The organism is Acinetobacter sp. ANC_7504, assembly GCF_056779995.1.
Genome location: NZ_JBWYIZ010000004.1, coordinates 139,073 through 164,060, shown reverse-complemented (window position 1 = coordinate 164,060; position 24,988 = coordinate 139,073). Strand labels below are relative to the sequence as shown.

Below are 24,988 nucleotides of genomic sequence, written 5' to 3'. Positions count from 1 at the left end.
ATCGCGCAACTCCAAGTAAAAAAATGCTAATCTAAATACAAGTTGGTTCTATAGTTTCTCAATTAAGACATTATGTTGCATTATCAGATCGAATTTGACGACTTTCGTCAGCATCTCATTCACGTTACTGTTCGTTTCGTTGCTCAACCAACTCAAGTATTGAGCTTGCCAACTTGGATTCCAGGAAGTTATCTCATTCGAGAGTTTTCAAAACATATTGAGTCTGTTCGTGCCTATGATGAAGATGGTCGAATACTCAAGATTCGTAAAAATGAAAAAAATAAGTGGCAGTTATTTAATACTGATTTTGAGCTGATTACGGTTGAGTACGACGTCTATGCATACGACCTCTCAGTACGTGGTGCTTATGTTGATGAAACACGCTTATATGTGAATCCTGCTTGTGCATGTTTAGGTTTAGAAGGACAAGAAGATAAAGCGGTAGAAGTTGAGTTATTTTTGCCAGATGAATTGAAACATTTCCAACTCGCTACAGGATTGGCATCTAAAAGTTTAGTGCGTGGTCGCTATACCCTTAAGGCAAAAAACTACGCTGAATTGATTGATGCACCATTTGAGCTTGCAGATCAAACTCGTTTTGCTTTTGAAGCAAATGGTATTCCACATGAGTTTGTGGTTTCTGGCAAACATGCGATGAATGTCCAACGTATGAAACAAGACATTGAGAAAATCTGTGCGACAGAAATATCCATGTTTGGTTCAGCACCATTTGAAAACTACACTTTTATGACCATCGCGACGGGTAACAGTTATGGTGGTTTAGAGCACCCGAACTCAACCAGTTTGATTTCTCCACGTGATGATCTACCTAAGTCCAATGAGCCTGTTGAACCTTCCGCTGATTATCAGCGTTTCTTAGGTTTATGTAGCCATGAATATTTTCATTCATGGTTGGTGAAATATATTCGCCCTGAAAATTTTGTGAATTATGATTTAGACAAAGAAGGCTATACCTCTTTGTTATGGATTTTTGAAGGCTTTACGTCCTACTATGATGATTTAATTCTACTTCGTAGTGGTGTGATTTCTCAGGAATCTTACTTGAAGTTGTTAAAGGCGCAGATCGATCGTTATTTGCAAAATCTAGGTCGTTTTGTTCAAACTGTTGCAGAGTCAAGTTTTGATGCATGGGTCAAATTCTATCGTCAAGATGAAAACTCTAACAATTCTGGCACAAGTTACTATAACAAGGGTTGCTTAGTAGCGCTGTGTCTAGATTTAGGTTTACGTTTAAGAGGTTCAAGTCTTGATGCATTGATGCGTAAGCTGTATGAAAATGCGCAACAGGGTATACAGGTTCATGAACGTACCATCTATGAACTATGCCAAGAATTAACAGGTGATGATTGGTCTGAACAAATTAACCATTTGATTAATACCACGGATGAGTTACCGCTTGATCAGTTGTTCCCTGAATTTGGCTTAGACTATGTTTTAAAGCATGATAAATCTTTACCATTTGGTTTAAAACTTGTAGATAAACCTGAAGGTGTATTAATTCAGTCTGCTCGTCGTGATGGCGCTGGTGTTAAAGCTGGGCTTTCTGCTCATGATATTATCATCGCAGTTGATGGTTTAAAGGCGACCACTAAGCAACTCGACAAGTATGCAAAATTGGAAGTTACTTTTAATGTACATGCTTTCCGTCGTGATGAATTAATGCAATTTGAAGTTCAATCAGGTGGTAGTGAACTCACTGAAGTGGAACTTAAGGTTACAGATCAATCTAAAGTTGATAAATGGCTTAAAGCTTAATTTGCCTAGGTTATAAAATTCATGAAAAACCCATGCTTAGCTATGGGTTTTTCATGACTCCAGTTTTCGTCTTAGATATTCCAAACGCTTATCAAATATTGTTTTGTCTTTTGAGTATTTTTCAAAAGCAATTTGAACCTTTTTTAGAGATTCTTTTCTTCTGTTTACGTCGGTTTCTGTAGCGTAATTTTGACCATAATTTACCTCACTCAAATGAGCTTCTGAAACAAGTCTATGAGCATAATCTATAGCAGTTTCAAAAGTTCTTAAAACTTCTTTAAAATTTTTATGCTTGTTCACATTTTTTTCTTGATTGAGCCACTGTTGAAGATTTATTAATTTGTCGTAGTAATACAGATTATTGAATTTATCTTCATAAATTTGCTCTTCTAAATTAAATGAGTTGTGTAATTCATAACCTTTAGCGCGGATGAGTGAGTTTTTTTAATTGGTATAAGATCGTGTGATATTGATTTGAAATAATCTTGAGTTCTTCAAACTTGGATAAAGTTTCAATTGCTCTATGGAATTTATAGGCATCTTTCCATGATTCTAGGGACTTCAGTACGAAATATAGGCTGATCCAAGCTGTGATTATCCCAAGAAATTCAGCTAAAGATAAGATTTCAAGACAAATATAGTTATCACAATAGTGAGATAACTTGTTTTCATTCAATGCATAAAAGAAGTAGTAAAGAATTGATAAAATAAAAGCAGCGTAATAGCCTTTAGGAAAGCTTTTTTTATGTTCATAAGAAATCCTTATTCTTTTGAATAGGATAATTAAACTTTTAAAATTAATAAAGAAATAAAAAAGCTCACATAATGTGAGCTAAATTTGTGTCATAAATGATCAACAAAAAAAACATTAGTTCCCTCGATAGGTTGAATAACCATATGAACTTAATAACAACGGAATATGGTAATGATCTAAACTACCATCAATCAAAAAAACCACTGGCACTTCTGGAAAAAAAGTACGCTTGTTGTTTGCTTTAAACCAGTCGCCAGTTTTAAAAGTTACTCTGTAAACACCTTTTTGAAGATCTGTTTCGGCTGGATATAGAGCCTTGATACGACCATTTTCATCCGTTTTAGCTTCGTTGAGCTTTACCCATTTTTCACCCTGCTGCGCTTCAAGGGTAACTGCAATATTTGAGGATGGAAGACCAGTTTCTTGATTAAGCACATGAACACTTAAAGGATTTGCCAAAGTGAATGTTGAAAATGCAAAACCTGAAAGAGCAAGCGTAAATTTTTTCATAAGTATCAACTCACAATAAGCAAATAATCGAAAAAGTGTACTTAAAATGAGAGATTATTTAAGTTAATTTATGTATAAAAAAAGGATGCAATCGCATCCTTTTTACTTTTTATACAATAGCTTGAGCTTAGCGTGCGCGTCCACGTGGAGCTTTTGTATTTGGGCGAGTAGTACCATTGGTCTTACGACGTGGTTTCTCATGTTCTTCCATTTGCCAAATACGCTTAGTACCCGATTTTTTCTTAGTACCATCTTTATTGACTTTCTTATTAATCGGCTTGCCACCTGTACCGCCTGGTTTCTTCACATAAGAGCGTGAGCGGTATGGCTCTTCTGCAGGAACATTTTGAAAGTCAGGATAAAGTAATGGTTCAATTTCTCTAGTTTCGCCAGATTCAAGACCCATCTGTACTAAGTCTATTGATCCAATTTTAGTGCGAATAAGACGTAAAGTTGGGAAACCTACTGCTGCAGTCATACGTCGAACTTGGCGGTTACGACCTTCGCAAATCGAAATTTCAACCCAAGAAGTAGGTACAGAAGCACGGAAACGAACAGGAGGATCACGATCCCATAACCACTCAGGCTGTTCAACTTTTACAGCTTTTGCGGGTAGAGTCATACCGTCTTTAAGCTCTACACCTTTACGAAGCTGTTCTAAAGCCTCTTCAGTCACATCACCATCAACTTGAACCAAATAAGTTTTAAATTTATTATTGGCAGGGTTGGTAATATACTGATTTAAACCACCATGGTCGGTTAAAAACACTAGACCTTCAGAGTCCATGTCTAAACGTCCAGCAAGACGTAAAGTCGGATCGTCAACGAAATCAGACATTGTCATATGCGCTTCGTCTTTACGAAACTGGGAGAGAACGCCATAAGGTTTATTGAGAATGACGATTTTCATATAAAAACTTCAATAATGTGCAAATAGTGAAAGGTCTGACTTATCAAGAATTTATGAACATCCTGAATTGATCTGAGGATTCGATCATTGAAGTCAAACAAAATAAATAGGGGAATTGGTGACTATTATGCGTGATTCAAAAAAGAAAGTATCGTATTGATCAAAAAAAATATGTAATTCTGACGATTTAATCGGTATAAGCAGGCTTTTATTGGTTTCTGACAAGTGCTTTTAATTTAAACAATACAATGCAAACGTCAATCAGACGCTAAAATTTAACTTAATTTAAGATGTTAGGTTGTATATGAAAAAAAGGATTATCGGATCACTCATTGCAATCAGTTGGATGCTTACTGCTTGTCAGCCCCCAAATTCAGGCGCAACAGCAGGAATACAATATCCATATTTATACTGGAAACTTCAACAGCAAGCGTTGACAGAGCCGTTGGCGATACCCGTTGAAGGAGTCAAAGTAACTCAAATAGCAGATACTTGGGGGGCAGCACGTTCAAATGGTCGTACACATCAAGGAATTGATATTTTTGCCAAACGAGGTACGCCTGTATTGAGTACAACACAAGGTATTGTAAGTCGTATCGGCACAAATAGTTTGGGAGGTAAAGTCATCTGGGTGGTAGGACCTCAGTTAAGTCGCCATTACTATGCACATTTAGATGAATATGCAGCACACATCCAAGAAGGTGACTGGGTTGAAGTCGGTGAAGTATTAGGATATGTGGGAAATACTGGCAATGCGATCAATACACCTCCACATTTACATTATGGGATTTATTTAACGAGTGGTGCTACAAATCCATATCCATATTTAAAACCAGATTTAAAACCAGAGGAATAAGTCTCGTTAATACAAGTAAACAAATGAGAGAGCCTTGTAAGCCTCGTAACATATATCAATTTTAATCCTCTGAAATTTAAATAGCTTACACAATGGAAGTTACGATGCAGTATTTTGATACAGCTCTATGCTCGCAGTTTCGTGCAAAAGGTTTATTGTTATTTGTACTGGTCTAATTCAAGTAAAAAAGAATTTAAGATCCGTATCAAAAAACTGATAATCATGGAGATATGAAATGAGTAATCAATACAATCAAGATCAAAATGAGCAACAGCAACAAAATCACCAACAACGTCAACAAGGTCAACAGCCACATCAACAACAACCGAATCAGCAGCAACAGCAACAAGATCAACAGCAGCAGAATCAGCAACAGTCCCGTCAACAATCACAACAGCAATCTGATTTAGATCAACAAAATCGTTAATCCATTAATCATGAATTGAATGGGAATTTAGGGATGAATGCCCATTCTTGTCAGTAAATTCAAGCATTAACAATTTAAAGTGAATGACACAAGGAAGATAAGATATGGCGAATAAGTCCAAGTTAAAAATTAAAGATTTGAAAGATCAAATTAAATCGAGACTTAAGAAAATTTCTAAACATGAATCTAAGTTAAAAGATTTAAAGAAAGCGCTCAAAAAGCGTAAATAGCAAAAGACCCTCATGTGAGGGTTTTTTTATGGAAGATCATTAGAAATATACAGTTTATGAACGAATCTTTGTGAAGCAATAATTTATAGTCAAGATTGAAATTAATCTATGATTTGAAATGATAAAAGATTATTATTCTCAATTAGAAGTTTGGAAATATTAGGGGTGTATTTATGAAAATGTATCAAGTTGATGCCTTTACTACAGCGTTGTTTAAGGGGAATCCTGCAGCTGTAGTGGTCAGTGAAGAATGGCTTGATACATCACTCATGCAAAATATTGCATTTGAAAATAATTTGGCTGAAACGGCTTTTGTTAAAATTATTGATGATGAAAATTATGAAATCCGTTGGTTTACACCTAAAGTTGAAGTCGATTTTTGTGGTCATGCCACTTTAGCGAGCAGTTATGTACTTTTTAATGAGTATACTCAAGCGAAAAAAATTAAATTTCATGTCAAAGATTTAGGAATTTTTACCATCACTCGACAAGATGATGGAAAAATTACAATGAATTTCCCTGTTCGAATCCCTCATTTAACTGAAGAGTTTCCTGAGTTATTAAAAGAAGTGGTTGATCGTCCAATCAAGGAAATTTATCTAAATCAACAAGCTTATATTTTAGTCTTGGAAAGTGAACAAGATGTGCTTGATGCCAAACCTAATTTTGCCAATATTAATGCAATTGCTGAAGCATATGAGGTTAGTACTTGTATTACAGCATCCGATCATCCCGATATTGCTATAACTGCAGCATCAGAACAATATGATTATGTGGCACGTTATTTTGCACCACATAAAGGCATCAATGAAGATCCTGTAACAGGTTCTATGCATACAGGATTAGCACCCTTGTGGGCTGAGAAATTGAATAAAACAGAACTTATTGCTTTTCAAAGCTCAGAACGAGGTGGCGTGTTGTATTGCCAACTTAAAGAGAATCAAAGAATTGAAATTTCTGGCTATGCCAAACTTTATATGAAAGCTGAAATTTACCTTTAAAGCATAAACCCTATTGATCATACCCTTGTCAGGCGTGTGATCAATTTTTTTATATCAATAATTGGAAGAACAATGCTAACTCGTTTTAAAAAACTTTCACTTACTTTAATGATCGTTGCGGTCAGTTCTAGCGGTTTAGCACAACCTGTTTTGGTCAAGACTGAACAAAATATTGAAGAATACAAACTAGAAAATGGTTTACGGGTGATTTTGGCACCGATACCTAAAGAAAATAAAATTTTTATGAATATGGTGTATTTAACGGGAGCTTTGAATGACCCACAAGGTAAAGGTGGTTTAGCACATTTACTTGAGCATCTCGCGTTTAAAGGCACAGAAAATGTAAAAGGAGATGAGTTTCAACGTCGTCTAGATCAGCATACGCTCATGAGTAATGCGATGACTGACTACTATTCTACCCAGTATATGAGTGTCATCCGTCCAGAACAAAAAGCCATTGATGAAATGTTGTATCTGGAGGCAGAGCGAATGGATAAGCTCGTACTTCAGGAAAAATTTGTTCCGTCAGAAATCGCAATCGTAAAACGAGAGCGTGAGGTTCGAATGGATCAACCTTTTTCAGTATTGATGGATCAAATTTGGAAATCTGCTTACGGAAATCAGTATCTAGGTCGTCTACCGATTGGTGATTTAACTGAGCTTCAGTCAATCAACATGAAGGAACTGAATCAATTTAACCGACAATGGTATGCACCGAATAATGCAGTTCTAGTGATTGCAGGTAAATTTAATAAAACGGATATCCTGAAAGCAGTGGATAAAAATTTTAATCAAATTCCTGCGCGTCAAATTCCTGAGTCAACCAAAGTTCCAATGCTTGATTCGACCAAGATCAAAGATCGTCAATTTATCGTGCAAAAGGGAAGTGATTTAGGCAAATACAATATTTATCTCAATGGCACCCAGCAAAAAACACAGACTGCACTCGCTTTAGCACCTTATTTATTTACAATGCAACCTAGTGGTCACTTGTACAAAGATATTGTAGAAACAGGTACGGCTACACAGGTTCAATCGACGACATGGTTAACACCAGATTTTAATCTTGTTTTTATGGGGGCAGTGTATGCTCCTAATCATGATGAGAAAAAAGTTGCCCTTTCTCTAGAGAAAGGAATTGAGAAAAAGCATCAATTTAATGAAACAGAATTAAATCGTGTCAAAAACATGATTAAAAATGGTCAAGAGAGCATGATGACCAATGCCTCTTCTGTGGGTGGTTTCATTAGTGATTATGTGGTTTCATCCAATGGGGATTGGACAAAATATTTTAAAGACCAAGCAGAGATACAAAGTTTAAATGTCGATCAGGTTAATCAGGCAATAAATCAATTCTTGGTTGCTGAGCATCGTATTTCGGGAGACATACAACCTACGCCTGAGGATCAAAAAAAGGCACTCGAGCTAGACGCTCATGAGCAAGAATCAAAAACTTTAGATCAAGTGACAACTCAAGAAGAGCCTTTAAAAGACCCAGCTGTGTATAAAGCTGAAGTGGCTGAGCACTTAAAAAATTCCAAACAGTATGTTGAAAAGTTAGAGAAAAAAATCAAGCGTGGTACTTTGAAAAATGGGATGCAGTATGCACTATTCCCAACGTCAACACGCGATGACAAAACTTACGCATCGATATCTTTAAATTTTGGGACAGCACAATCACTCAAGCATCAAGGTGAAGCACTAGGCTTTATGTCTTATTTGCTATTGAGAGCATCTGAGCAGTATAGCCTGCAAGATATTGCAGACAAATCAATCGAGGCGGGTGGTCGAGCATCTGCTTCAGCTGTTGATAATGGTATTGTGATTAACGTATCTGCGAAGAAAGAAAAATTTACAGAATTCTTCAAGTTTATTGTCGACGTTATGAATAATCCGAAATTTGAGCAAAGTCAGTTTGACCTCATCAAATCGCAAACATTGTCGTCATTAAATCGACCATATACAGAGCCTGAAACTGTTGCAGGACTGACTATCGCTAGAATCGTAGAGCGATATGAACCAGGTGATTTGCGATATCATTTTGAACCTAAGCTGGCAAAGCAGCAAATTGAAACCATCACCAATGATCAAATTAAAGCTTTGTACCAAAAGTATTTTACAACTCAAAATGGTCAAATATCGGTGACTGGTGATTTTGATGACAAAGCCATTCTGAAATATTTGAATTCATCTTTAGGTCAGTCTAAGACAAAAGAACCATACCAACGTTTGCAGGGCAGTCATATAGATTATCCTGCTCAAAAAGTTCATGCGCTGGCTGAACAGCGTCAATTTGGTAATTATCAAGCGGTTATTGCCATTCCAGTGGGTAATAATCATCCTGATGCAGAAGCATTATATGTGTTGAGCCATATTCTAGGCGAGTCACAATTATCATCACGCCTTGCCATGGAGTTACGTGAAAAAAATGCGTTGGTTTACAGCTTTGGAAGTAGTTTGAGTTTGGATAATTTTATCAATGCTGGTGCTCTAGGTGTAAGTGCTAATTATGCAGCAGGAAAATCAGCTCAAGTTTCTCAAGGTGTGCATAAAGTATTCACTGACTTATTAAAGAATGGTGTGACGGAGCAAGAGCTTGAAGCGGCTAAAGCCAATATTATGAAACAGCGTGTCACGAATTTAGAGGATGAGCGCCGTATTCATCGTGGATTGAACAGTCAGCTTGAGCAAAATAAAACACAGCTTTCAAGACTAGAGCGAGATCAGGCATTTGCAAAACTGACGAAGCAAGATATAGATGCAGTGATCAAAAAATATATTAAGCCTGAGTTTTTGGTTGAAGTTATGGCAGATCAGTATGGTAAACCACAACCTGAAATGATTTTAAAGCCTAAAACTTAGAGCCACAATGTACGATTCAAAATGGCTCATTCGATCGTGAATGAGCCTTTTTTTTTTAAAGCTTATAAAATTGCTGCGCATTTTTACAAAATATCTGTTCAACAACATCTGAATTATAGGTAGCGACAATGTCGCTAAAGGCATCAATGATATTTGTGAGTGATGTGCTCACTTTATCCATCGGGAAGTTGGATGCAAACATGACACGATAAGGCCCAAAACATTGTAAAGCATGAATAATCATAGGAGAGACCAATTCAATGATTTGTTGTTTAGATGCTAGTGTTCGTCGTGTATGAAATTGATGACCTAAAACAGGCATGAAGAGTCCAGACATTTTTGTATATACATTCGGACATTGAGCTAATTCTGCAAGATCTTCTTTCCAGTGGAAATAGATATTGTCTCGCGCAGTTTGGGTGATTCCTGTGTGTTTACCTACTGGGCCGAATAAACCTGCTGGTGTGCCCAAATGGTCTAAGACAATCGAAGTCTCAGGAAAACGTTTTGCCAAAGCAATAACATCTTTAAGCTGGCTAGAATAAACCCAAGCATCAAAGCTTAAATTGTACTGGGCTAAGGCTTCAAAACCTTTTAAAAATTTTCGATCAGTGTAGAGGTGGGGATCATCGTTCCATGCATGAATTCCAGGATCTTCATGATGTGCAGCCATTTTTCGAATACCACGAAAATGCGGAGATGCCTTTTTATGCATTTTAAGAATTTTTTTGAAATTACTTTCACGAGGATCAGCTGTTGCAACAATTCCAGCCAATTTGATGTTTTCTTGAGAAAAAGGAAGCTGCTGAATAAATTGCGTTTCTTCTACAACGCCAGTCCCTTTTTGATGATGCCAGCTGGCTTCGACATGTACAACACGGCTCACAGTATAGTGTCCAATGTCTTTGTGGTAATCCGCTGGTAAATAGGGTGCTGTGATGTAATCTGTAAGTCCTACTGTATCAATTAAATCTTTAGGTTTTACGAGACGAACGACTTTATCTAATATTTTTGGATGTTTTCCAAAAAGCTTAACAGCTAAAGCGGCAGCATGCGGTGTGTGATAAGGATCCCATTGATGGATATGAGCATCGACGATGGGAAAGTTGAGTTGATTCATCGCTATCCTTAGTTGAGTCATCAATAAGAATAACATACGAGAAATTGATCAATTTTTGAATTGCATTTTCGTTTGAATATTAGAGTTTAAGCATTAAAAAAGCCCCCTAAAGGAGGCCCAATGCACACAAAGCAAATCTATTTAATGTTCGTGGTCATGTTTATTTGCATGAAACTCTTCATTACGACGGAAGCGAAGGTAGTTCTCAAACTGTTCGCAGTATTCGTCATAATTATCTTCAAGCATCATATGAAACTGTTGCATGATATAAGACATCACTTGTTCTTTAGCATCACGCATTTCATTGCCATCTTTAAAGTTATTGGCAGCAACCCATGTATTAAAACGAGCAGTACCAAATAGCATCGCAGCACTGACTTGACCACGAGCATCGGCTGGTTTAACAGTAGAACCTTTTTCAACACGGCAAAATTCATTGGCTTGCTTAATAAATTCATCAGCACGTTCGAAGAAAATCGCATTCAATGCTTCTTCTTCAGTGACATCAGTCGCTTGAATCTTTTGAACCATGAATTGTTCCTAATAAATAACTTAATTCAAGCACTATTATAGGCAAAGGCTTGCATAAACTAAACCTTTCACTTAATCTAAAAATAGCCTAAGTAATTTTTTTATGAGCTTTTCTATGCAAGATGCTATCGCAGTTCAAAGTCTAAAAAGTGATATTGCGTTACTGAGACAGAATATTTGGCCACCTGTTGATCTTGCGAATGTCGAAGGTCTTCCCATTTATTATGGAAGCAAAGAGCAAGTAGCTGCTTATTACCAGCAGTGGACAGGTCTAATCGAAAGGGCACAAGATTTATTTCAACCTTTTATGGAAGATGAGGTTTTAGATGCCATTCATTTACCGAGTCATCTAAATTTACCGCTGTTTTATTTTCATGTAGACCGAATTCGCATTAACAAAACACGTGCAAAGGAATCAAAGACTTTTCGTGGTATTGCTAGTGTATTAGAGAAGTGTGGACAGTTTGAACCTGAACAAGTTTTGGCAATGAGTCGTTGGTTGGATCATGATGACACTGCTGCATTAGTTGCGCATCGCGAATTTATAGATTTAAGAACTTATGTATTTCAGCATGGGCAAAGTGAATATACGAGAACACGTTTTTATGTAAATGGTATTGTCTTAAGTGTTGAGCCTCATTTCGAGTTGGTTGATGCTCGCGATAAACCACGTAAGCAACGAAATGACTCATATAGCGATCCATTGGCGGATAACAACACGTGGCGTATTTATGGTAAATATCGTTAGTTGAGCTGATTGAACTTAGTTTTTAGACATTAGAATCAATGATTAGCTACTTTATAAGTACAAAGCTTCTACGATCAATATCCAAACTTATTGATTAGTATTGTTTAAAATAGTCATCACAAAAAATAACTAATTTAAAGAATGATGACTGAAAAGATTAAACAATTTAAAAAGGCGTGGATGTTATTCCGTCAACATGATGAAAATGGATTAAGTGTATTCTTCGTTTTAGCCATACTTCAAATTTTAATTATTGGTACGAGTGTTGGTTTACCGTATTTGTTTAAGCTGCTGATTGACCAGACCAGTGAACCTGATCATTACTATTCGATTCAAGACTTTTTTCAAATTCATCTGCTCTATTTATTCGCCGTTGCTTATGCACTCGCTTGGTTTATCAATGAGGGGATGAAGAATATAAATAATTTTGCCATGTCTATGATGATCAGAAATGTTGATGCATCCATGCTTAAAGCTGGAGTATTTAATTTTCTTGATTTGAAATTAAAAGATCAACGACAACAAGATATCGGTGTATTTAATGCAAATCTAATTCGTGGCAGTGAAGCACTTGGTACAATTATTTTTACTATATTTTTTGTCATTGTACCTACGGTATTTAAAATCTTAGGTATGGTGTATGTGCTCGGAAATACGATCAATCTTGAATTTGGTGTGTATTTTTTCGTATTCTCAGCTTGTACAGTTGCTTTATCGCTCATCATTACCTTTAAGACACAAGATATCTTTACGATTATGTATGGTGCTCGAAATCAACTGAATCAATTTGTGATTGAAAAACTCCAACAAAGTTATGATATCAAACTCAGTCATTCGAAATATTACGAATTTGAAGAGTTTAGCCGCAGAATCGATGACTATAAAATAAAGACTCAGGATACCTATAAAAAACTTCAGTATCTCATGATATATCAACTGTTATTTGTGTCATTTTTTCTTTTGGTATTCATGGTTTTATCAGTCTATATGTTTGAATATCAAAGTTTTAGTTCAGGTGATTTTGTTTTAGTCAGTACCTATATTATAGGTTTAACCATTCCTTTAATGATGATGTCTCAAAATATCATTCATTTGAAAGGTCATATTGTGGCTATTGATCAGTACCTAGAATATTTTGAATTGGAACATGAGTCATTCAGTACGAATGATCTAACAGCTGAGGAACAGAAAGAAAGTGCGGTGGCGTATTCATTTCAAAATGTGACATTTGATCTAGGTCAGCAGACGATTGAAAATTTTAATTTAGACATCGTGTGTGGAAAAATATATTTAATTCAAGGTCGAACAGGTATTGGAAAATCAAGTTTCCTCAATTATTTGGTGGGAATAGAAAAGATCAAATCTGGACGACTATTCTTTAGAAATTTAGAGATCACTTCAGTATTTTCAGAAAAGATATTTGATCAGATTGCTGTGGTCAGCCAAACTCCGATCGTATATTCAACCTCATTAAGACAAAATTTGATTCAAAATACTGAGATCAAATATTCTGATGAGGAGCTTAAACATTGGCTAAAAGAGTTTGATTTAATCCATTTGCTGGAAAAAAATCAAATTGAGTTAGACGATGATATACAAGAAATTTATAAAAATTTTTCTGGTGGTGAAAAACAACGATTGAACATCATTCGTGCATTACTAAAACAACCAAAGCTTCTGATCTTAGATGAACCTACAGCAGCCTTAGATGAGAAAACAAGTTCGAAAATTTTAAAAATTATTCAAGAGCGAGTTGAAACAGTCATTATGATTTCTCATGAACGTATGGCGACAGAAATTGCTGATGAAATTATTGATTTCAACATAATTTTAAATTCTAACAATGAGGATTAAATGATGATTGTTGTGGCATGAATATCAATCAAAAAAAGCGATTTTTAAAATATGTATTTATTTGATTAAATTTAGTCTTGAGCAACGATTCATGTACTTGATGATAGATTTTGATGTCAGTTAAATATTTTTTAGCATGAGCTGAATGATGTTTATGCTATGAAATATTTAGGATAATACAAAATCTACAGCTGCTTGCGCATGAATAGAAGTTGTATCAAATAGAGGGACTGAGAATTTTAGATCTCCTATAAGCATACAAATCTCAGTGCATCCTAAAATGATTCCTTCAGCGCCAGAAGATATTAATTCTTCGACAATATGAATATATTTCTTTTGCGAAGCTTCGCTAATTATGCCTAAACATAATTCGTTGTAAATAATATCATGAACAATTTTTCTACTCGCTTTATTAGGTGTTATTACTTTAAGTCCTTTTTCCTCCAATCTGCTTTTATAAAAATCTTGTTCCATCGTAAATGCAGTACCAAGCAGCCCAATTTTTATAATTTTCTGGCTCATGATTTCCATGGCTGTCGCATCTGCTATATGAATAAATGGTATGTTGGTTGATTCCTCAATATAAGTTGCTACTTTGTGCATTGTATTTGTACAAAGTACTATGCCATCTGCACCTGCTTTTTCTAATTGTATGGCTTGATCTCTTAAATAGATTCCTGCATCTTCCCATAATCCTTTGCGTTGTAACTCCTCAATTTTAGCGAAATCAACGCTAATAAGAATAACCTTAGCAGAGTGTAACTTGCCAAGTTTCGTTTGAACCATCTTATTGATTTGTTGATAGTACAAATCAGTCGACTCCCAACTCATTCCACCTAATAAACCAATTGTCTTCAAGTTCGCACCTTTAAAAATTAAATATTTAATTTATCAATATAATGAAAATTATCGAGTATGAAATTGCTACTTTTTAAAATAATGACTTAATCAAAGTGAGAAAAGTTCAGCTTTTGATGTGTATTTTTAGGGATGAATGTATATAAGTTTAGCAGCAGAATTTACCAATCTTATGGTTGAGTAAGCTTCTCATCGGAAGAATTCACATTAACCCAGAACTTAGAAGCCATAAATAGAGGAAAATTATTGTATTGCTGAACAATCCATGTATAGAGCATTCTGGTTCAAAATCTTGTAGGATATCAATCAAAAGGCTCATTCATGAGCCTTTTGATGAGTGATTTGAAAGATTAAAAAGTCTATTGTTCATAAGATTTTTAAAATTAAATCAACGTGTCTACAACACCTTTTAATACACCTAATCCTAGTGAATCAATTGTTCCATTAAGTGTTTCATTTACGCCAGTGCCAATTTTCACTAAAGGATCTTTTAATCCTACAAGAGAGCCGACAGTACCAAGCAAATTAGTCACTAAACCTGCACCAGATACTGCTTCAATTTCATCTAATGTAAGTTCTTTTAAAGTTGTTGGATTTGAATTATTCATTGTATTCACCATTCATGTTTGATTTTATTTTCAAGTAAATCGAATAACTAGCGTTAAACGATAGACTCATCATAATGAATGCATTTTGTATGCCAACTAATAAATAATGATAAATATATAATTTAGGTATAATTAATAATATGGAGGAGTGATTAACGGATTTTTCATGAAAAAATTCATCATTTTTGTGCAAATGTCACCGAATTGGTGCATTGATCGATTTGAATGATGGTTGAGAATTTAGCGCGTTAATTTCTTAAATTGATTTCACTCAACGAAATGAGTTTATATTTCATAGAATTATTTAAGAATTGAGCGTAAAAAATTACACTCAACTCAACTCAATTAATTGATGTACATTGCTGAGCTTTAGGATTATTCAATCCTCGACTGTGAGTGAATACAGCAATTACAGCTAAAGAGATAAAAATCAATACACTGTAAATTAAGGTACTGGTATTGAAGTGATCTACCATAAAACCACCAAATAAAGCGCCTGCTGCAATCATGATTTGGAACATACTGACAAAAAGAGGCATCCCTTTTTCAACCGCATGTGGCGCATGTAAAAACATCCAGATATTGGCTGTCGTAGGAAAGGCACCAAAAGCAAAACCCCATAATGCTGTAAGAATATATGCACCAGTTAAGAATTTGGCATAAACAGGGAATGTAAGGAATACGATTGCTAAACACAATGCAACAGCAAAAAGCGTATAGCGGACATTGATATTGCTGCTATAACCGGAGAATGCATTGCCTACGAAGCCTGCTGCTCCATAAATAAGAAGTAAAGAACTGATGGTTGAACCATCAAATCCTGCTTCATTTTTATAGAAAGGCGCCAAGTAACTGTATGTTGAAAAATGCGCTAATCCGATAAATAAAACAATGATTAACCCTTTACGAGCTTTTGGATCTCGAAACAATGCGGGTAGATCACTATATTGAATAGCTGAAGTCGGCGGTAATTTCGGTAGGAATTTAATTTCAAAAAACAGAATAATGGCACCAATCACCGAGGTGATCATAAAAGCATTACGCCAACCGTAAATTTCACTTAGCCATGTTCCAACCGGAACACCCAGCACAGTTGCCAGAGTCACGCCAGCCATGACGATAGCTGTTGCTTTGGCGATGGGTAGGTGAGGAGGTGCAACACGACCACTTAAGGCGATTGCAGTTGCCCAGAATCCGCCTATCGCGATACCCAAGAAAAAGCGACTCAATAGAATCCAAGTGAAACTTTCTGAATAGCTCGTAATGAAATTTGCAATGACCATGACCGCTGTGAGTGCGATTAATAAATAGCGTCGATCAAGTTGCTTCACCCAGACCGAGATAAGCGGTGCTGCGAAAGCACCCATCACGCCTGGAAGGGTAATGAACAGGCCAGCAGTACCGACTGAAATGTTGAGATCTAGTGCGATTGCATTGAGCACACCAATAGGGAGAAACTCACTGGTCACTAATATAAAAGCGGTGATAGAAAGTGTAATAACAGCAAACCAATTTCCTTGATTTTTTGTAGGAGATGGAGAATTAACAGCGGTTTCAGTCAGATGAGATTCGGATTTCATTGACCAACGCTCCTTGAAAATAATTTCATAATGATTGTTATAAAAATAAAATATTTGAATTTAAGATCTGGGTCAATTAATTTATTAATGATCATTATAAAATTAATTGGGTTGAATATGCAGGAAAGTTCAAAGCCAATAAATCAAATGGATAGTGTCAAATCAATATCTAAGGGGCGTGGACGTCCTAAGTGTTTTAATGAAGAACAAGCACTTGAAAAAGCCATGACACTATTTTGGAAATACGGTTATGAAGCCACTTCAATGAGTGATTTAACATTCGCCATGGGAATCACTGCACCTAGTCTTTATAGTACGTATGGTGATAAATCTGAGCTCTTTAATCGTTGCATTGACTATTATCTCAGGCACGAATCATGCTCGATGGAAATGATTTTTAAACATGCACATTCCATAAAATTAGCAATGGAACTTTATTTGATTGAAAATCTAAAACGACTGGTGCAGAAAGACAAACCCAAAGGATGTATGTTGGTCGTGTCGACAATGAACTGTTCGATTCAAAATCAACAAATACAACAATCAATTTCGGAAAAAAGACAGCTATCTAAATCGAATTTACTAGAAAAATTATTAGCTGCCCAAGCTTCAGGTGACATTAGTAAACAAACTAATATTCAGGCAATGACAGATTATTATATGACGATTTTGCAAGGACTAAGCTTACAAGCACGTGATGGTGCAACTGTTGAACAATTGGAAAGCGTTGTACACAAGGCGATGCAAACTTGGGATCATTTTTGAGTCAGAACTTCTCACTGACGAAAAGTTCTGACTTAAATTTTATGACTTGATAAATTTTCGACTGACTAGGAATTGTTCAGCCGCTTCCAAAAGTTTTTCAGCGTAAATTTCTTGTTTTGCCGTCAACCAACCTAAGGCGAACCAGTCACTGGCTTCTAATTCTGTTTGCTGTAAGTAGGATGATGAGGAAGACAATACTTGATATTGTTCAGCTGCATAATGTGCATCATTAAGCGCCTTGCCGTATTTTTGTAAGTTCTTCACATCAAAAATTTGTGTTAAGACTGGGAAACTGAATTTTAATTCACTTAAATGTATTGCCAATTGGTCAAGACTTTCAAAGTTAGAGGGATCAGCTTCATTTAGACATTCCTGTAAAACTTTATACTGCTGTTGAAGCGTATTTTGAGCATAGGTTTTGAGGTCTTGGGGTTGCACCTTCTTGGAATTGCCTAAACTAAAACTCAAAAGTTCAAGATAGTGTTGAACGTTTTGAGTAGATCTGACTAGGTTGTTTAATTTTTCTCGGGCGTAGAGCACATCTTTGCTGAGCATTTCAGCAGTTTTAGGGTTTTGCAGAATAGCACCTAAGGTGTGTTGCATATGCTCATAATGTTTTAGGTTTTCAAAATGACTTTTAAATGCAGATAACTGATGTGCCCATTTATCTGTGCTCTTTGATGTCCAGTCTTTAAAAATAGATAAACTTAAAAACAAATAGTTCAAAGCAATATGTGCTTGTTCGATGTGTTCCTGTTCAGCCACTTCCGCAGAAATCGCAGCAATATTCGGCAGCAAATGTTGCATATGGTGACCGATCATCATTCGAATCGTTTTTTCTGCGCTTTCTTTTTTTGCAACGATCCATTCTTTTTCAGTTCGCGCTGGGCTTACAACTAAATTTGAAACCAATAAATTACCAAACTCAGCCTTACTTCGAACGTCTAGCCAAAGTTGATATTTTTTGACCCACTCAAAACTAAACGCTAGTAATGTTTCAACTTTTCCTTGTTTGAGTTCAAACTCTACTTCATGAATCTCATGTTCTCGATCATCTGATCGTACAACGCCAATATCTAGACTCACTTCAATCTCGGCATCTTCAAAGCTAATCACTCGAACTGTACGTTGAATGTCTGTTTCAAACTGCAAGACTAATTGGTCAAAATCACCTTTCAATGCGTCATTTAAGACCTTGTAAGCTTCGGAATCATCTGAATAAATAGATAGATCTAAATTCGGTGCAGCCTCAAGATTACCTAAATCATGATTATGTTCGAAACGGTGTAAATGACTTTTACTTTTCGTCGCTTTTAAGGTCTGAACCCAATTGGTATTTTCAAGACGTTGTCGAATGGCTATCCCATGCTGAGAGAGTAGGCGATCAGGAGTGTCATAGTACTTTGCTTGCATTCGAATGAGTTCAGACTTTTTTGGATCGATTGCTTTTAAAATCGCATTCCGTCGAGCTTCTGGGATCTGAAACTTTAATTCAATTTCAAGCATGTGATTTTCCTAATCGATCAATCATTTTCGTAGAATTAAGACATTTGATTGCCTTTTAATTTAAAGGGGATTGTAACTGATTCAGTTAGAACCACAATCTTGACAATTCACTTACGTTTACTTGAATGAATGATTAATCACAATATTTGTAAGATAAGCTTTTCAAGTGCGATTTTTTGAATTATGGTGGTCAAAAAAAGGACAGGAATACAACAATGAATGCTTATGTAGAGCCGTCTTCATCGCAAGAAGAAGCTAAATTACAATTACCCATCAAGAATTACTCAGAATTTTATCGTTTTTATTTGACTGAACACCGCAGCATTATGAGTCGTCGTTTACATGCAGCAGGTAGCTCAATAGGTATTTATTTTTTTACTCAAGCGATTCGTCAGCGTAAAGCTAAATATCTAGTCTACGGATTAGTTTCAGGCTACGCATGCGCGTGGGTGGGGCATTTTGTTTTTGAAAAAAATAAGCCAGCAAGCTTTAAACAACCGTTGTATAGCTTTATTTCAGACTGGAGAATGTTATCGGATATTTTGCGCGGAAACTTGAGTTTGAAAGATCGTAAATTTGATAAAATTGATAGCTAAATTTATATATTGTTAAAAAAGCTCAGCAGATTCTGGGCTTTTTTTGTCATGAAATGTTTTAAGAAAGCTACACAAAAATATGATTATATGATAGCTGGAAAGGCTTAGGATCCAATGAATAAATCCAAATTATAAATATTGGGATTAAATAAAAAAATTAATGTATTCAGTTAGATGAGTTAACGGTATTATTCTGATAAACCGCATATAATACATATTATGTTAATTTGAATGATACTGAAAAAAAAAGAAGATGAACTATATATAGAACTTTTATTATGAGAGTAAGTATTTTTAATGCGAAACATACTTCTGTTTGATTTGGATCAAACTATTTTGAATAGGAATGAGTCACTTATTCGTTTTATAAGTTGGCAAGTAAATTTTTTCCAATTAGTACCACAAGAACTAAAAGATGCATTTATAAAAAAATTTATTGAATTGGATGATAATGGAAATGTTTGGAAAGATATCGTTTACAGTCAATTAATCAAAGATTTTAATATAAAAAAATTTACTGTTGATGAATTACTTAATTCTTACATTACTGATTTCAATAAATTTTCAATTGGTTTTGATGACGTCCAAAAAGTCATTTCAGATCTTTATCAAAAGGGATATAAGATTGGGTTAGTCTCCAATGGAAAAAGCCCATTTCAGGAACATAATTTTTATGCTTTAGGTCTTACCGAATATTTCTCGACTATCATAGTTTCAGAAGCGATTGGCTTGAGAAAGCCCGATAAAAAAATATTTGCTTACGCTTGTAACCAGTTAAATTGTACACCTTCTGATTGTATTTTTATTGGTGACAATCCTAAAGCTGATATAGAAGGTGCAAAAAATGTTGGTATGAAAACTATTTTTTTTCACCCAAATAAAATACTAAAAAAAGCAATTACAGATGAGAGTATTCATCATTATGATGAATTAGAGCGAGCCATCAATAGAATAAATAATGGGGGCTTATGATGAATGATAAAATTAATTTATATGAAAACGTTTTATAAAATTGAATGAATTAAGAAAATGTATTGATAATATTGGTGCTTCACTCATTTTGATACTATCCGAGCGCTTTAACTAAACTAATAAAACTAGGAAAATTAAAGACTTAATCTGAGTTACCCTCAGTAGATCTCTGAAAGAGAAAACAATCAAATTGTTAATTTTAAAAACTTTCTGATGAAGCTATTTAAGTCCATTAGTTGCCGGCAAGTTTTACGATTGATTATTGATGAAGTTATCAAACATCATGAATTAAGTACTGAATCAAATAATTAAATGCATTTATTTAATATAATTGAGATTATACAAAATTATTGACTGTACTTTAATGGAAGAGGGAATCCTTTAAGCATTTACTGTACATAACATGCCAAAAGGTGTTTTCATACTAATTATGAATGTGTTCTTCCAAGGCTTTGTCCTATAATGTTTTAAATTTTTAGTATTTGCCTAGAGTTATTCTTTATGCGCGGTTTGTATTTAATCACCAACGATGATCCTATTGAACTTCTATTAGCAAAGCTTGAAGGAGCGATGGCAACTTATGAAGTTGCAGTACTTCAGTATCGTCGTAAAAACGTTGCGAAAGAAGATCAAGCTTATGAAATTGAATACATGAAGAATATGTGTAATCAATATAAGGTTCCTTTTGTCATCAATGATGATTTAGAGGCCGCAGTCAAATATGGCGTGGGTGTGCATCTTGGTCAAGATGATGGTTCAATCCTAGAGGCTGTGGAAAGATTGCCAAAAAACGTCTTAATTGGACGTAGTTGTAATAATTCTATTGAACTAGCTGAGCAAGCGATCGCAGACGGCGCAAATTATGTAGCATTTGGCGCAATTTATGCGACACAAAGCAAACCTGAAGCAGGTAATATTGGTTTAGAAACATTAAAAGCTGCAAAAGCAAAATTAAATGTACCTATTTGCGCGATTGGAGGTTTGACGGTTGAAAATGGTGCTGAAGTGATTGCTGCCGGAGCAGATCTTTGTGCTGTTATTAGCGATGTATTGGGTCGGTCTATGTCAACCGTTGGTCAACGTGTTTACGATTGGTCAGAACTATTTACTAAACAAGCTTAAATTTTTTACTTTTTTGAGTTGAGTGATTTTCATGAGTTTATCTCCTAAGCAAGAACAATTATTTAAACAAGCCAGCAAACATATTCCTGGTGGTGTGAATTCACCAGTACGTGCTTTTAATGGTGTAGGCGGTACGCCGGTATTTATTGAAAAAGCTCAAGGTGCCTACCTGTACGATGTAGATGGCAAACGCTATGTGGATTATGTTGGTTCATGGGGACCAATGATTTTAGGACATGCACACCCTGCGATCATTAAAGCTGTTCAAGAAGCCGCTGTTGATGGTCTAAGTTTTGGTGCACCTACAGTGCATGAAACGACATTGGCAGATATTATCTGTGAAATTATGCCGTCGATTGAATTGGTACGTATGACCAACTCAGGGACAGAAGCAACAATGACTGCGATTCGTCTTGCACGTGGGTATACAGGTCGTGACAAGATTGTTAAGTTTGAGGGCTGTTACCATGGTCACTCAGATTCACTTTTAGTGAAAGCAGGTTCTGGTCTACTCACAAGTGGTGAAGGCGAGGCGACATCAGCGGGTGTTCCTGCTGATTTTGCAAAACATACATTAACGCTTCCATACAATGATATTGCGACTTTAAAAGAATGCTTTGCTAAGTTTGGTTCCGAAATTGCGGGGGTTATTGTTGAACCTGTTGCAGGTAACATGAACTTGGTTAAACCAATTGATGGATTCTTGCAAGCCATTCGAGATGTGTGTGATGAGCATGGTTCAGTCTTCATTATTGATGAAGTGATGACTGGATTCCGTGTTGGATTAGGTGGAGCTCAAGCACACTACGGTGTTACACCTGATTTAACTACGCTAGGTAAAATTATTGGTGCAGGTCTTCCTGTAGGCGCATTTGGTGGTAAGCGCGAAGTGATGGAATGTATTGCACCTCTAGGTAAAGTTTACCAAGCAGGAACTTTATCAGGTAACCCGCTGGCAATGAGAGCTGGGATTGAGATGTTTAAACATCTTCGTCAACCAGGTTTCTATGAAAATCTAACTGCACAGCTCGAAAAGTTATTGGTTGGTTTACAGACTGCCGCAGATGAAGCAGGTATACCATTTAAGACTCAACAGGTTGGAGGTATGTTTGGGTTGTATTTCACTGATCAAGAAGACATCACAAGCTTTGATTCAATGTTGAAATGCGATGTTGAAATGTTCCGTATATTCTTCCATGGCATGTTGGATGAAGGTGTAAATTTAGCGCCTTCTGCTTTTGAAGCCGGCTTTATCTCAAGTGCGCATTCCGATGAAGATATTGCGTTCACTATTCAAGCAGCTAAGAATGTATTTGCGCGTTTAAAATAGAATTTTTTTGAAAATCTATTAACATAAGCCTACAGTGTAAATACTGTAGGCTTTTTTGCACGTATAAAATTCACGGACTTAAAATAGAAATGAAATTAAAACATTATTTAACTTTAGAAGACGCGGAGTTCTTACTGACGCGTGCGCAACAATATGCGATTGATAAAAAGTTGAATGTCAGTATTTCTGTTGTAGATGAAACTGGAAGTTTACTTGCAATGAAACGCATGGATGGTGCATCTCCGATGACTGCGAATTTGTCAGCTGAAAAAGCAAAATGTTCAGCTTTGAGCCGCCACCCATCTCAAATTTTTGAAGAGCTGATCAAAGATGGGCAATTGGGTTTTCTGACTGTTCACTCATTGTCGGGAATGTTAGAAGGTGCGGAACCCATTATTTATCAAGGGCAATTGGTGGGAGCCGTGGGAGTTTCAGGTGCTAAATCTTTTGAAGATGCTGAAATTGCGCTGCATGCCATTGAAGTTTTCTTGGCTTTAGCTGATTAAAGTGGCAATGTCATATTTTTATACACCACCCAAAAAAATTGAACTCAGCGCGAGTTTGGCAAAGTGGTCCATTCAAGCTGAACAATGCGTCTTGGTGGTTTTTGGATTTCAACGTTTAGTTGAATATAGCAATGACCAACATCAAGAATTATTAATTCATTTAAATCGCTTAATTAAAAAAGCTCAGGCTTTAGATATTGAAGTGATTGAAATTGAAGAGCAGCAATCATTTTCTAAAGTAGCGCAGTTGGGTGAATTACTGGCAGAAAAAAAACAACTGATTGTGTCTGGCATGATCAATTCACCTATAAAACAACTTTTACAGCATATCATTTCGATCACTCCTCAAATTTGTGTGGTGAACGATGCTGTTCATGTAGAAACGAAGAGCCAACATTTACAGTGGATTGAGAACTATGTAGAACAAGGTATTCATCATATGAATACCTCTGCCATGATTCGAATGCTGGAATTAAGTGCGCCGACTTCATTTATTCTTTCTGAAAAGGGCATATTACTGTCTATTGCTGAATATCTCGAATTCGATATTTTTGAAATTGATCCATTTCAAGATTTACGGAACTATGGCTTAGATTCAGTCGCAATGGTGAGTTTGATTGGCTTGTGGAGAGCCAATGGCGCACATATAGATTTTGAATCATTTGTGCAAAATTGCACACTTTCTCAATTGCTTCCAATCCTGAGAAAAGACTGCTAGATGTCAAAAATAAAACTTAATTCATTTGAATCGTTAGATTGATTTAATTTCTATCAGATATCGGAAAAATCATCACTGTTTGTCCATTTCAAGATTGTAATTTATCGCTAAGCTTTCTATTATTGCCGCCTTGTTTTCACGATCTGCTAGGAATAGAAATTTGAGTCATTTTCTTCAGGAACATCTCATTCATCGTGATCAAGATTTTATGGTGATTCACAAACCAGCTGGATTACTTTCTGTTCCGGGCAAAACGCCTGATCTTCAAGATTGCGTTATCAATCGTCTTCTTCAAGAAGAACCACGTACGCTTCTGATTCATCGTTTAGATCGTGATACATCAGGCTTATTGGTGTTTGGACTCAGTAAAACAGGTCAAAAATCGATCTCTCGCCAATTTCAAGAACGTGAAACGGATAAAACTTATCAAGCACTAGTCGTGGGATATGTAAAAGGTCTAGGAACTGTAGATATTCCTGTGATTTACGACCCATCGCGTCCGCCATTGCATATCGTAGATGCGCATCACAATAAAGCAGCGTTAACGCATTGGGAAGCAGTTGAACAATTTCAAATTCAAGATCAGTGGGTGACACGCGTAAAATTAACGCCAATCACAGGTCGAGCACATCAACTTCGCGTTCACATGCAGCATTTAGGGCATCCCATCGTAGGGGATACTTTGTATGCAACACCAGCGCAACAAGCTTTGAAAGATCGACTCTGTTTGCATGCAGAGCAGTTAAGTTTCAATCATCCTGTTACCGGTGAACGACTGAACTTTCATTGTCCAGTGCCGTTCTAAATACACATTTTAAAATCAGCATACGAATATTTTTATGATCTGA

General features: G+C 36.0%; 25 protein-coding genes. 16 read left to right on the top strand and 9 right to left on the bottom strand.

The features are described 5' to 3' along the window. Positions 1–72 precede the first annotated feature (72 nt). Positions 73–1,776: a M61 family metallopeptidase gene (locus tag AC1M9F_RS07015; protein WP_481597402.1), complete on the top strand. Its 1,704-nt coding sequence runs from the start codon at positions 73–75 to the stop codon at positions 1,774–1,776. Between the two features lie 51 nt (positions 1,777–1,827). Here AC1M9F_RS07015 and AC1M9F_RS07010 read toward each other — a convergent pair whose 3' ends face one another. The 3 genes from AC1M9F_RS07010 to AC1M9F_RS07000 form a co-directional block, all read right to left on the bottom strand. Continuing rightward, positions 1,828–2,076, bottom strand: coding sequence for a hypothetical protein (locus AC1M9F_RS07010; protein WP_481597401.1), 249 nt, complete (start codon positions 2,074–2,076; stop codon positions 1,828–1,830). Between the two features lie 568 nt (positions 2,077–2,644). After that, complete coding sequence (uraH, locus tag AC1M9F_RS07005; protein WP_481590269.1) at positions 2,645–3,040, bottom strand: hydroxyisourate hydrolase; 396 nt, start codon at positions 3,038–3,040, stop codon at positions 2,645–2,647. A gap of 127 nt (positions 3,041–3,167) precedes the next feature. Further along, entirely contained in the window at positions 3,168–3,950 is a 783-nt protein-coding gene (locus AC1M9F_RS07000) for an rRNA large subunit pseudouridine synthase E (RefSeq protein WP_481597400.1), read from the bottom strand. A 304-nt stretch (positions 3,951–4,254) separates the two neighbouring features. Between AC1M9F_RS07000 and AC1M9F_RS06995 the strand changes: the two genes are divergently transcribed. The 5 genes from AC1M9F_RS06995 (at position 4,255) to AC1M9F_RS06975 (ending at position 9,326) form a co-directional block, all read left to right on the top strand. After that, the gene (locus AC1M9F_RS06995; RefSeq protein ID WP_035268718.1) at positions 4,255–4,806 is read left to right on the top strand and encodes a M23 family metallopeptidase; all 552 of its coding nucleotides are present in this window, start codon (positions 4,255–4,257) and stop codon (positions 4,804–4,806) included. Positions 4,807–5,041: 235 nt separating this feature from the next. Further along, positions 5,042–5,233, top strand: coding sequence for a hypothetical protein (locus AC1M9F_RS06990; protein WP_035268717.1), 192 nt, complete (start codon positions 5,042–5,044; stop codon positions 5,231–5,233). Between the two features lie 104 nt (positions 5,234–5,337). Continuing rightward, positions 5,338–5,463 (top strand): hypothetical protein, encoded by a 126-nt coding sequence (locus AC1M9F_RS06985; protein ID WP_257219857.1) that lies wholly within the window; start codon positions 5,338–5,340, stop codon positions 5,461–5,463. 173 nt (positions 5,464–5,636) lie between these two features. After that, positions 5,637–6,464 (top strand): PhzF family phenazine biosynthesis protein, encoded by an 828-nt coding sequence (locus AC1M9F_RS06980; protein ID WP_092767133.1) that lies wholly within the window; start codon positions 5,637–5,639, stop codon positions 6,462–6,464. A 72-nt stretch (positions 6,465–6,536) separates the two neighbouring features. Beyond that, entirely contained in the window at positions 6,537–9,326 is a 2,790-nt protein-coding gene (locus AC1M9F_RS06975; RefSeq protein WP_481597399.1) for a M16 family metallopeptidase, read from the top strand. Between the two features lie 55 nt (positions 9,327–9,381). Here AC1M9F_RS06975 and AC1M9F_RS06970 read toward each other — a convergent pair whose 3' ends face one another. Together AC1M9F_RS06970 and AC1M9F_RS06965 are read right to left on the bottom strand one after the other, a co-directional pair. Further along, the gene (locus tag AC1M9F_RS06970) at positions 9,382–10,446 is read right to left on the bottom strand and encodes an amidohydrolase family protein (protein WP_481588990.1); all 1,065 of its coding nucleotides are present in this window, start codon (positions 10,444–10,446) and stop codon (positions 9,382–9,384) included. Positions 10,447–10,587: 141 nt separating this feature from the next. Further along, the gene (locus AC1M9F_RS06965) at positions 10,588–10,977 is read right to left on the bottom strand and encodes a DUF3144 domain-containing protein (protein ID WP_092767127.1); all 390 of its coding nucleotides are present in this window, start codon (positions 10,975–10,977) and stop codon (positions 10,588–10,590) included. A 115-nt stretch (positions 10,978–11,092) separates the two neighbouring features. On the opposite strand from AC1M9F_RS06965, the gene AC1M9F_RS06960 reads away from it, so the two are divergent. Next, complete coding sequence (locus AC1M9F_RS06960; protein ID WP_035268706.1) at positions 11,093–11,725, top strand: hypothetical protein; 633 nt, start codon at positions 11,093–11,095, stop codon at positions 11,723–11,725. Positions 11,726–11,869: 144 nt separating this feature from the next. Continuing rightward, positions 11,870–13,579: an ATP-binding cassette domain-containing protein gene (locus tag AC1M9F_RS06955; RefSeq protein WP_481597398.1), complete on the top strand. Its 1,710-nt coding sequence runs from the start codon at positions 11,870–11,872 to the stop codon at positions 13,577–13,579. A gap of 168 nt (positions 13,580–13,747) precedes the next feature. Here the strand turns inward: AC1M9F_RS06955 and AC1M9F_RS06950 are convergent, their stop codons facing one another. From AC1M9F_RS06950 to AC1M9F_RS06940, 3 genes are all read right to left on the bottom strand, one after another. Then, the gene (locus AC1M9F_RS06950; RefSeq protein WP_481597397.1) at positions 13,748–14,437 is read right to left on the bottom strand and encodes an aspartate/glutamate racemase family protein; all 690 of its coding nucleotides are present in this window, start codon (positions 14,435–14,437) and stop codon (positions 13,748–13,750) included. Positions 14,438–14,820: 383 nt separating this feature from the next. Further along, the gene (locus tag AC1M9F_RS06945) at positions 14,821–15,045 is read right to left on the bottom strand and encodes a hypothetical protein (protein ID WP_180028591.1); all 225 of its coding nucleotides are present in this window, start codon (positions 15,043–15,045) and stop codon (positions 14,821–14,823) included. A 341-nt stretch (positions 15,046–15,386) separates the two neighbouring features. Then, positions 15,387–16,625, bottom strand: a complete 1,239-nt coding sequence (locus AC1M9F_RS06940) for an MFS transporter (protein WP_481597396.1) — start codon at positions 16,623–16,625, stop codon at positions 15,387–15,389. Positions 16,626–16,742: 117 nt separating this feature from the next. On the opposite strand from AC1M9F_RS06940, the gene AC1M9F_RS06935 reads away from it, so the two are divergent. Beyond that, on the top strand, positions 16,743–17,390 hold the full coding sequence (locus AC1M9F_RS06935; RefSeq protein ID WP_481597395.1) for a TetR/AcrR family transcriptional regulator: 648 nt from the start codon (positions 16,743–16,745) through the stop codon (positions 17,388–17,390). 39 nt (positions 17,391–17,429) lie between these two features. Here AC1M9F_RS06935 and AC1M9F_RS06930 read toward each other — a convergent pair whose 3' ends face one another. Then, positions 17,430–18,896 (bottom strand): CYTH domain-containing protein, encoded by a 1,467-nt coding sequence (locus AC1M9F_RS06930; RefSeq protein ID WP_481597394.1) that lies wholly within the window; start codon positions 18,894–18,896, stop codon positions 17,430–17,432. Positions 18,897–19,111: 215 nt separating this feature from the next. Here AC1M9F_RS06930 and AC1M9F_RS06925 point away from each other — a divergent pair, with 215 nt between their 5' ends. The 7 genes from AC1M9F_RS06925 to AC1M9F_RS06895 all read left to right on the top strand — a co-directional run bounded on the left by AC1M9F_RS06925 (position 19,112) and on the right by AC1M9F_RS06895 (position 24,945). Then, complete coding sequence (locus tag AC1M9F_RS06925) at positions 19,112–19,492, top strand: Mpo1-like protein (RefSeq protein ID WP_035268687.1); 381 nt, start codon at positions 19,112–19,114, stop codon at positions 19,490–19,492. Positions 19,493–19,789: 297 nt separating this feature from the next. Beyond that, complete coding sequence (locus AC1M9F_RS06920; protein WP_481597393.1) at positions 19,790–20,464, top strand: HAD family hydrolase; 675 nt, start codon at positions 19,790–19,792, stop codon at positions 20,462–20,464. Between the two features lie 501 nt (positions 20,465–20,965). Further along, positions 20,966–21,586, top strand: a complete 621-nt coding sequence (thiE, locus tag AC1M9F_RS06915) for a thiamine phosphate synthase (RefSeq protein WP_481597392.1) — start codon at positions 20,966–20,968, stop codon at positions 21,584–21,586. 31 nt (positions 21,587–21,617) lie between these two features. Continuing rightward, on the top strand, positions 21,618–22,916 hold the full coding sequence (gene hemL / locus AC1M9F_RS06910; protein ID WP_481597391.1) for a glutamate-1-semialdehyde 2,1-aminomutase: 1,299 nt from the start codon (positions 21,618–21,620) through the stop codon (positions 22,914–22,916). A gap of 89 nt (positions 22,917–23,005) precedes the next feature. After that, positions 23,006–23,422 (top strand): GlcG/HbpS family heme-binding protein, encoded by a 417-nt coding sequence (locus AC1M9F_RS06905; protein WP_035267160.1) that lies wholly within the window; start codon positions 23,006–23,008, stop codon positions 23,420–23,422. Between the two features lie 7 nt (positions 23,423–23,429). Next, positions 23,430–24,140, top strand: coding sequence for a phosphopantetheine-binding protein (locus AC1M9F_RS06900; protein ID WP_481597424.1), 711 nt, complete (start codon positions 23,430–23,432; stop codon positions 24,138–24,140). Positions 24,141–24,300: 160 nt separating this feature from the next. Next, complete coding sequence (locus AC1M9F_RS06895; RefSeq protein ID WP_481597390.1) at positions 24,301–24,945, top strand: RluA family pseudouridine synthase; 645 nt, start codon at positions 24,301–24,303, stop codon at positions 24,943–24,945. Positions 24,946–24,988: the final 43 nt, after the last annotated feature.

Bases quoted from the DNA above. Each gene is read 5' to 3' on its own strand.
- AC1M9F_RS07015 (WP_481597402.1), top strand. From the start codon at position 73: ATGTTGCATTATCAGATCGAATTTGACGACTTTCGTCAGCATCTCATT.
- uraH (WP_481590269.1), bottom strand. From the start codon at position 3,040: ATGAAAAAATTTACGCTTGCTCTTTCAGGTTTTGCATTTTCAACATTC.
- AC1M9F_RS07000 (WP_481597400.1), bottom strand. From the start codon at position 3,950: ATGAAAATCGTCATTCTCAATAAACCTTATGGCGTTCTCTCCCAGTTT.
- AC1M9F_RS06995 (WP_035268718.1), top strand. From the start codon at position 4,255: ATGAAAAAAAGGATTATCGGATCACTCATTGCAATCAGTTGGATGCTT.
- AC1M9F_RS06990 (WP_035268717.1), top strand. From the start codon at position 5,042: ATGAGTAATCAATACAATCAAGATCAAAATGAGCAACAGCAACAAAAT.
- AC1M9F_RS06985 (WP_257219857.1), top strand. From the start codon at position 5,338: ATGGCGAATAAGTCCAAGTTAAAAATTAAAGATTTGAAAGATCAAATT.
- AC1M9F_RS06980 (WP_092767133.1), top strand. From the start codon at position 5,637: ATGAAAATGTATCAAGTTGATGCCTTTACTACAGCGTTGTTTAAGGGG.
- AC1M9F_RS06975 (WP_481597399.1), top strand. From the start codon at position 6,537: ATGCTAACTCGTTTTAAAAAACTTTCACTTACTTTAATGATCGTTGCG.
- AC1M9F_RS06970 (WP_481588990.1), bottom strand. From the start codon at position 10,446: ATGAATCAACTCAACTTTCCCATCGTCGATGCTCATATCCATCAATGG.
- AC1M9F_RS06965 (WP_092767127.1), bottom strand. From the start codon at position 10,977: ATGGTTCAAAAGATTCAAGCGACTGATGTCACTGAAGAAGAAGCATTG.
- AC1M9F_RS06960 (WP_035268706.1), top strand. From the start codon at position 11,093: ATGCAAGATGCTATCGCAGTTCAAAGTCTAAAAAGTGATATTGCGTTA.
- AC1M9F_RS06955 (WP_481597398.1), top strand. From the start codon at position 11,870: ATGACTGAAAAGATTAAACAATTTAAAAAGGCGTGGATGTTATTCCGT.
- AC1M9F_RS06945 (WP_180028591.1), bottom strand. From the start codon at position 15,045: ATGAATAATTCAAATCCAACAACTTTAAAAGAACTTACATTAGATGAA.
- AC1M9F_RS06940 (WP_481597396.1), bottom strand. From the start codon at position 16,625: ATGAAATCCGAATCTCATCTGACTGAAACCGCTGTTAATTCTCCATCT.
- AC1M9F_RS06935 (WP_481597395.1), top strand. From the start codon at position 16,743: ATGCAGGAAAGTTCAAAGCCAATAAATCAAATGGATAGTGTCAAATCA.
- AC1M9F_RS06930 (WP_481597394.1), bottom strand. From the start codon at position 18,896: ATGCTTGAAATTGAATTAAAGTTTCAGATCCCAGAAGCTCGACGGAAT.
- AC1M9F_RS06925 (WP_035268687.1), top strand. From the start codon at position 19,112: ATGAATGCTTATGTAGAGCCGTCTTCATCGCAAGAAGAAGCTAAATTA.
- AC1M9F_RS06920 (WP_481597393.1), top strand. From the start codon at position 19,790: ATGCGAAACATACTTCTGTTTGATTTGGATCAAACTATTTTGAATAGG.
- thiE (WP_481597392.1), top strand. From the start codon at position 20,966: ATGCGCGGTTTGTATTTAATCACCAACGATGATCCTATTGAACTTCTA.
- hemL (WP_481597391.1), top strand. From the start codon at position 21,618: ATGAGTTTATCTCCTAAGCAAGAACAATTATTTAAACAAGCCAGCAAA.
- AC1M9F_RS06905 (WP_035267160.1), top strand. From the start codon at position 23,006: ATGAAATTAAAACATTATTTAACTTTAGAAGACGCGGAGTTCTTACTG.
- AC1M9F_RS06900 (WP_481597424.1), top strand. From the start codon at position 23,430: ATGTCATATTTTTATACACCACCCAAAAAAATTGAACTCAGCGCGAGT.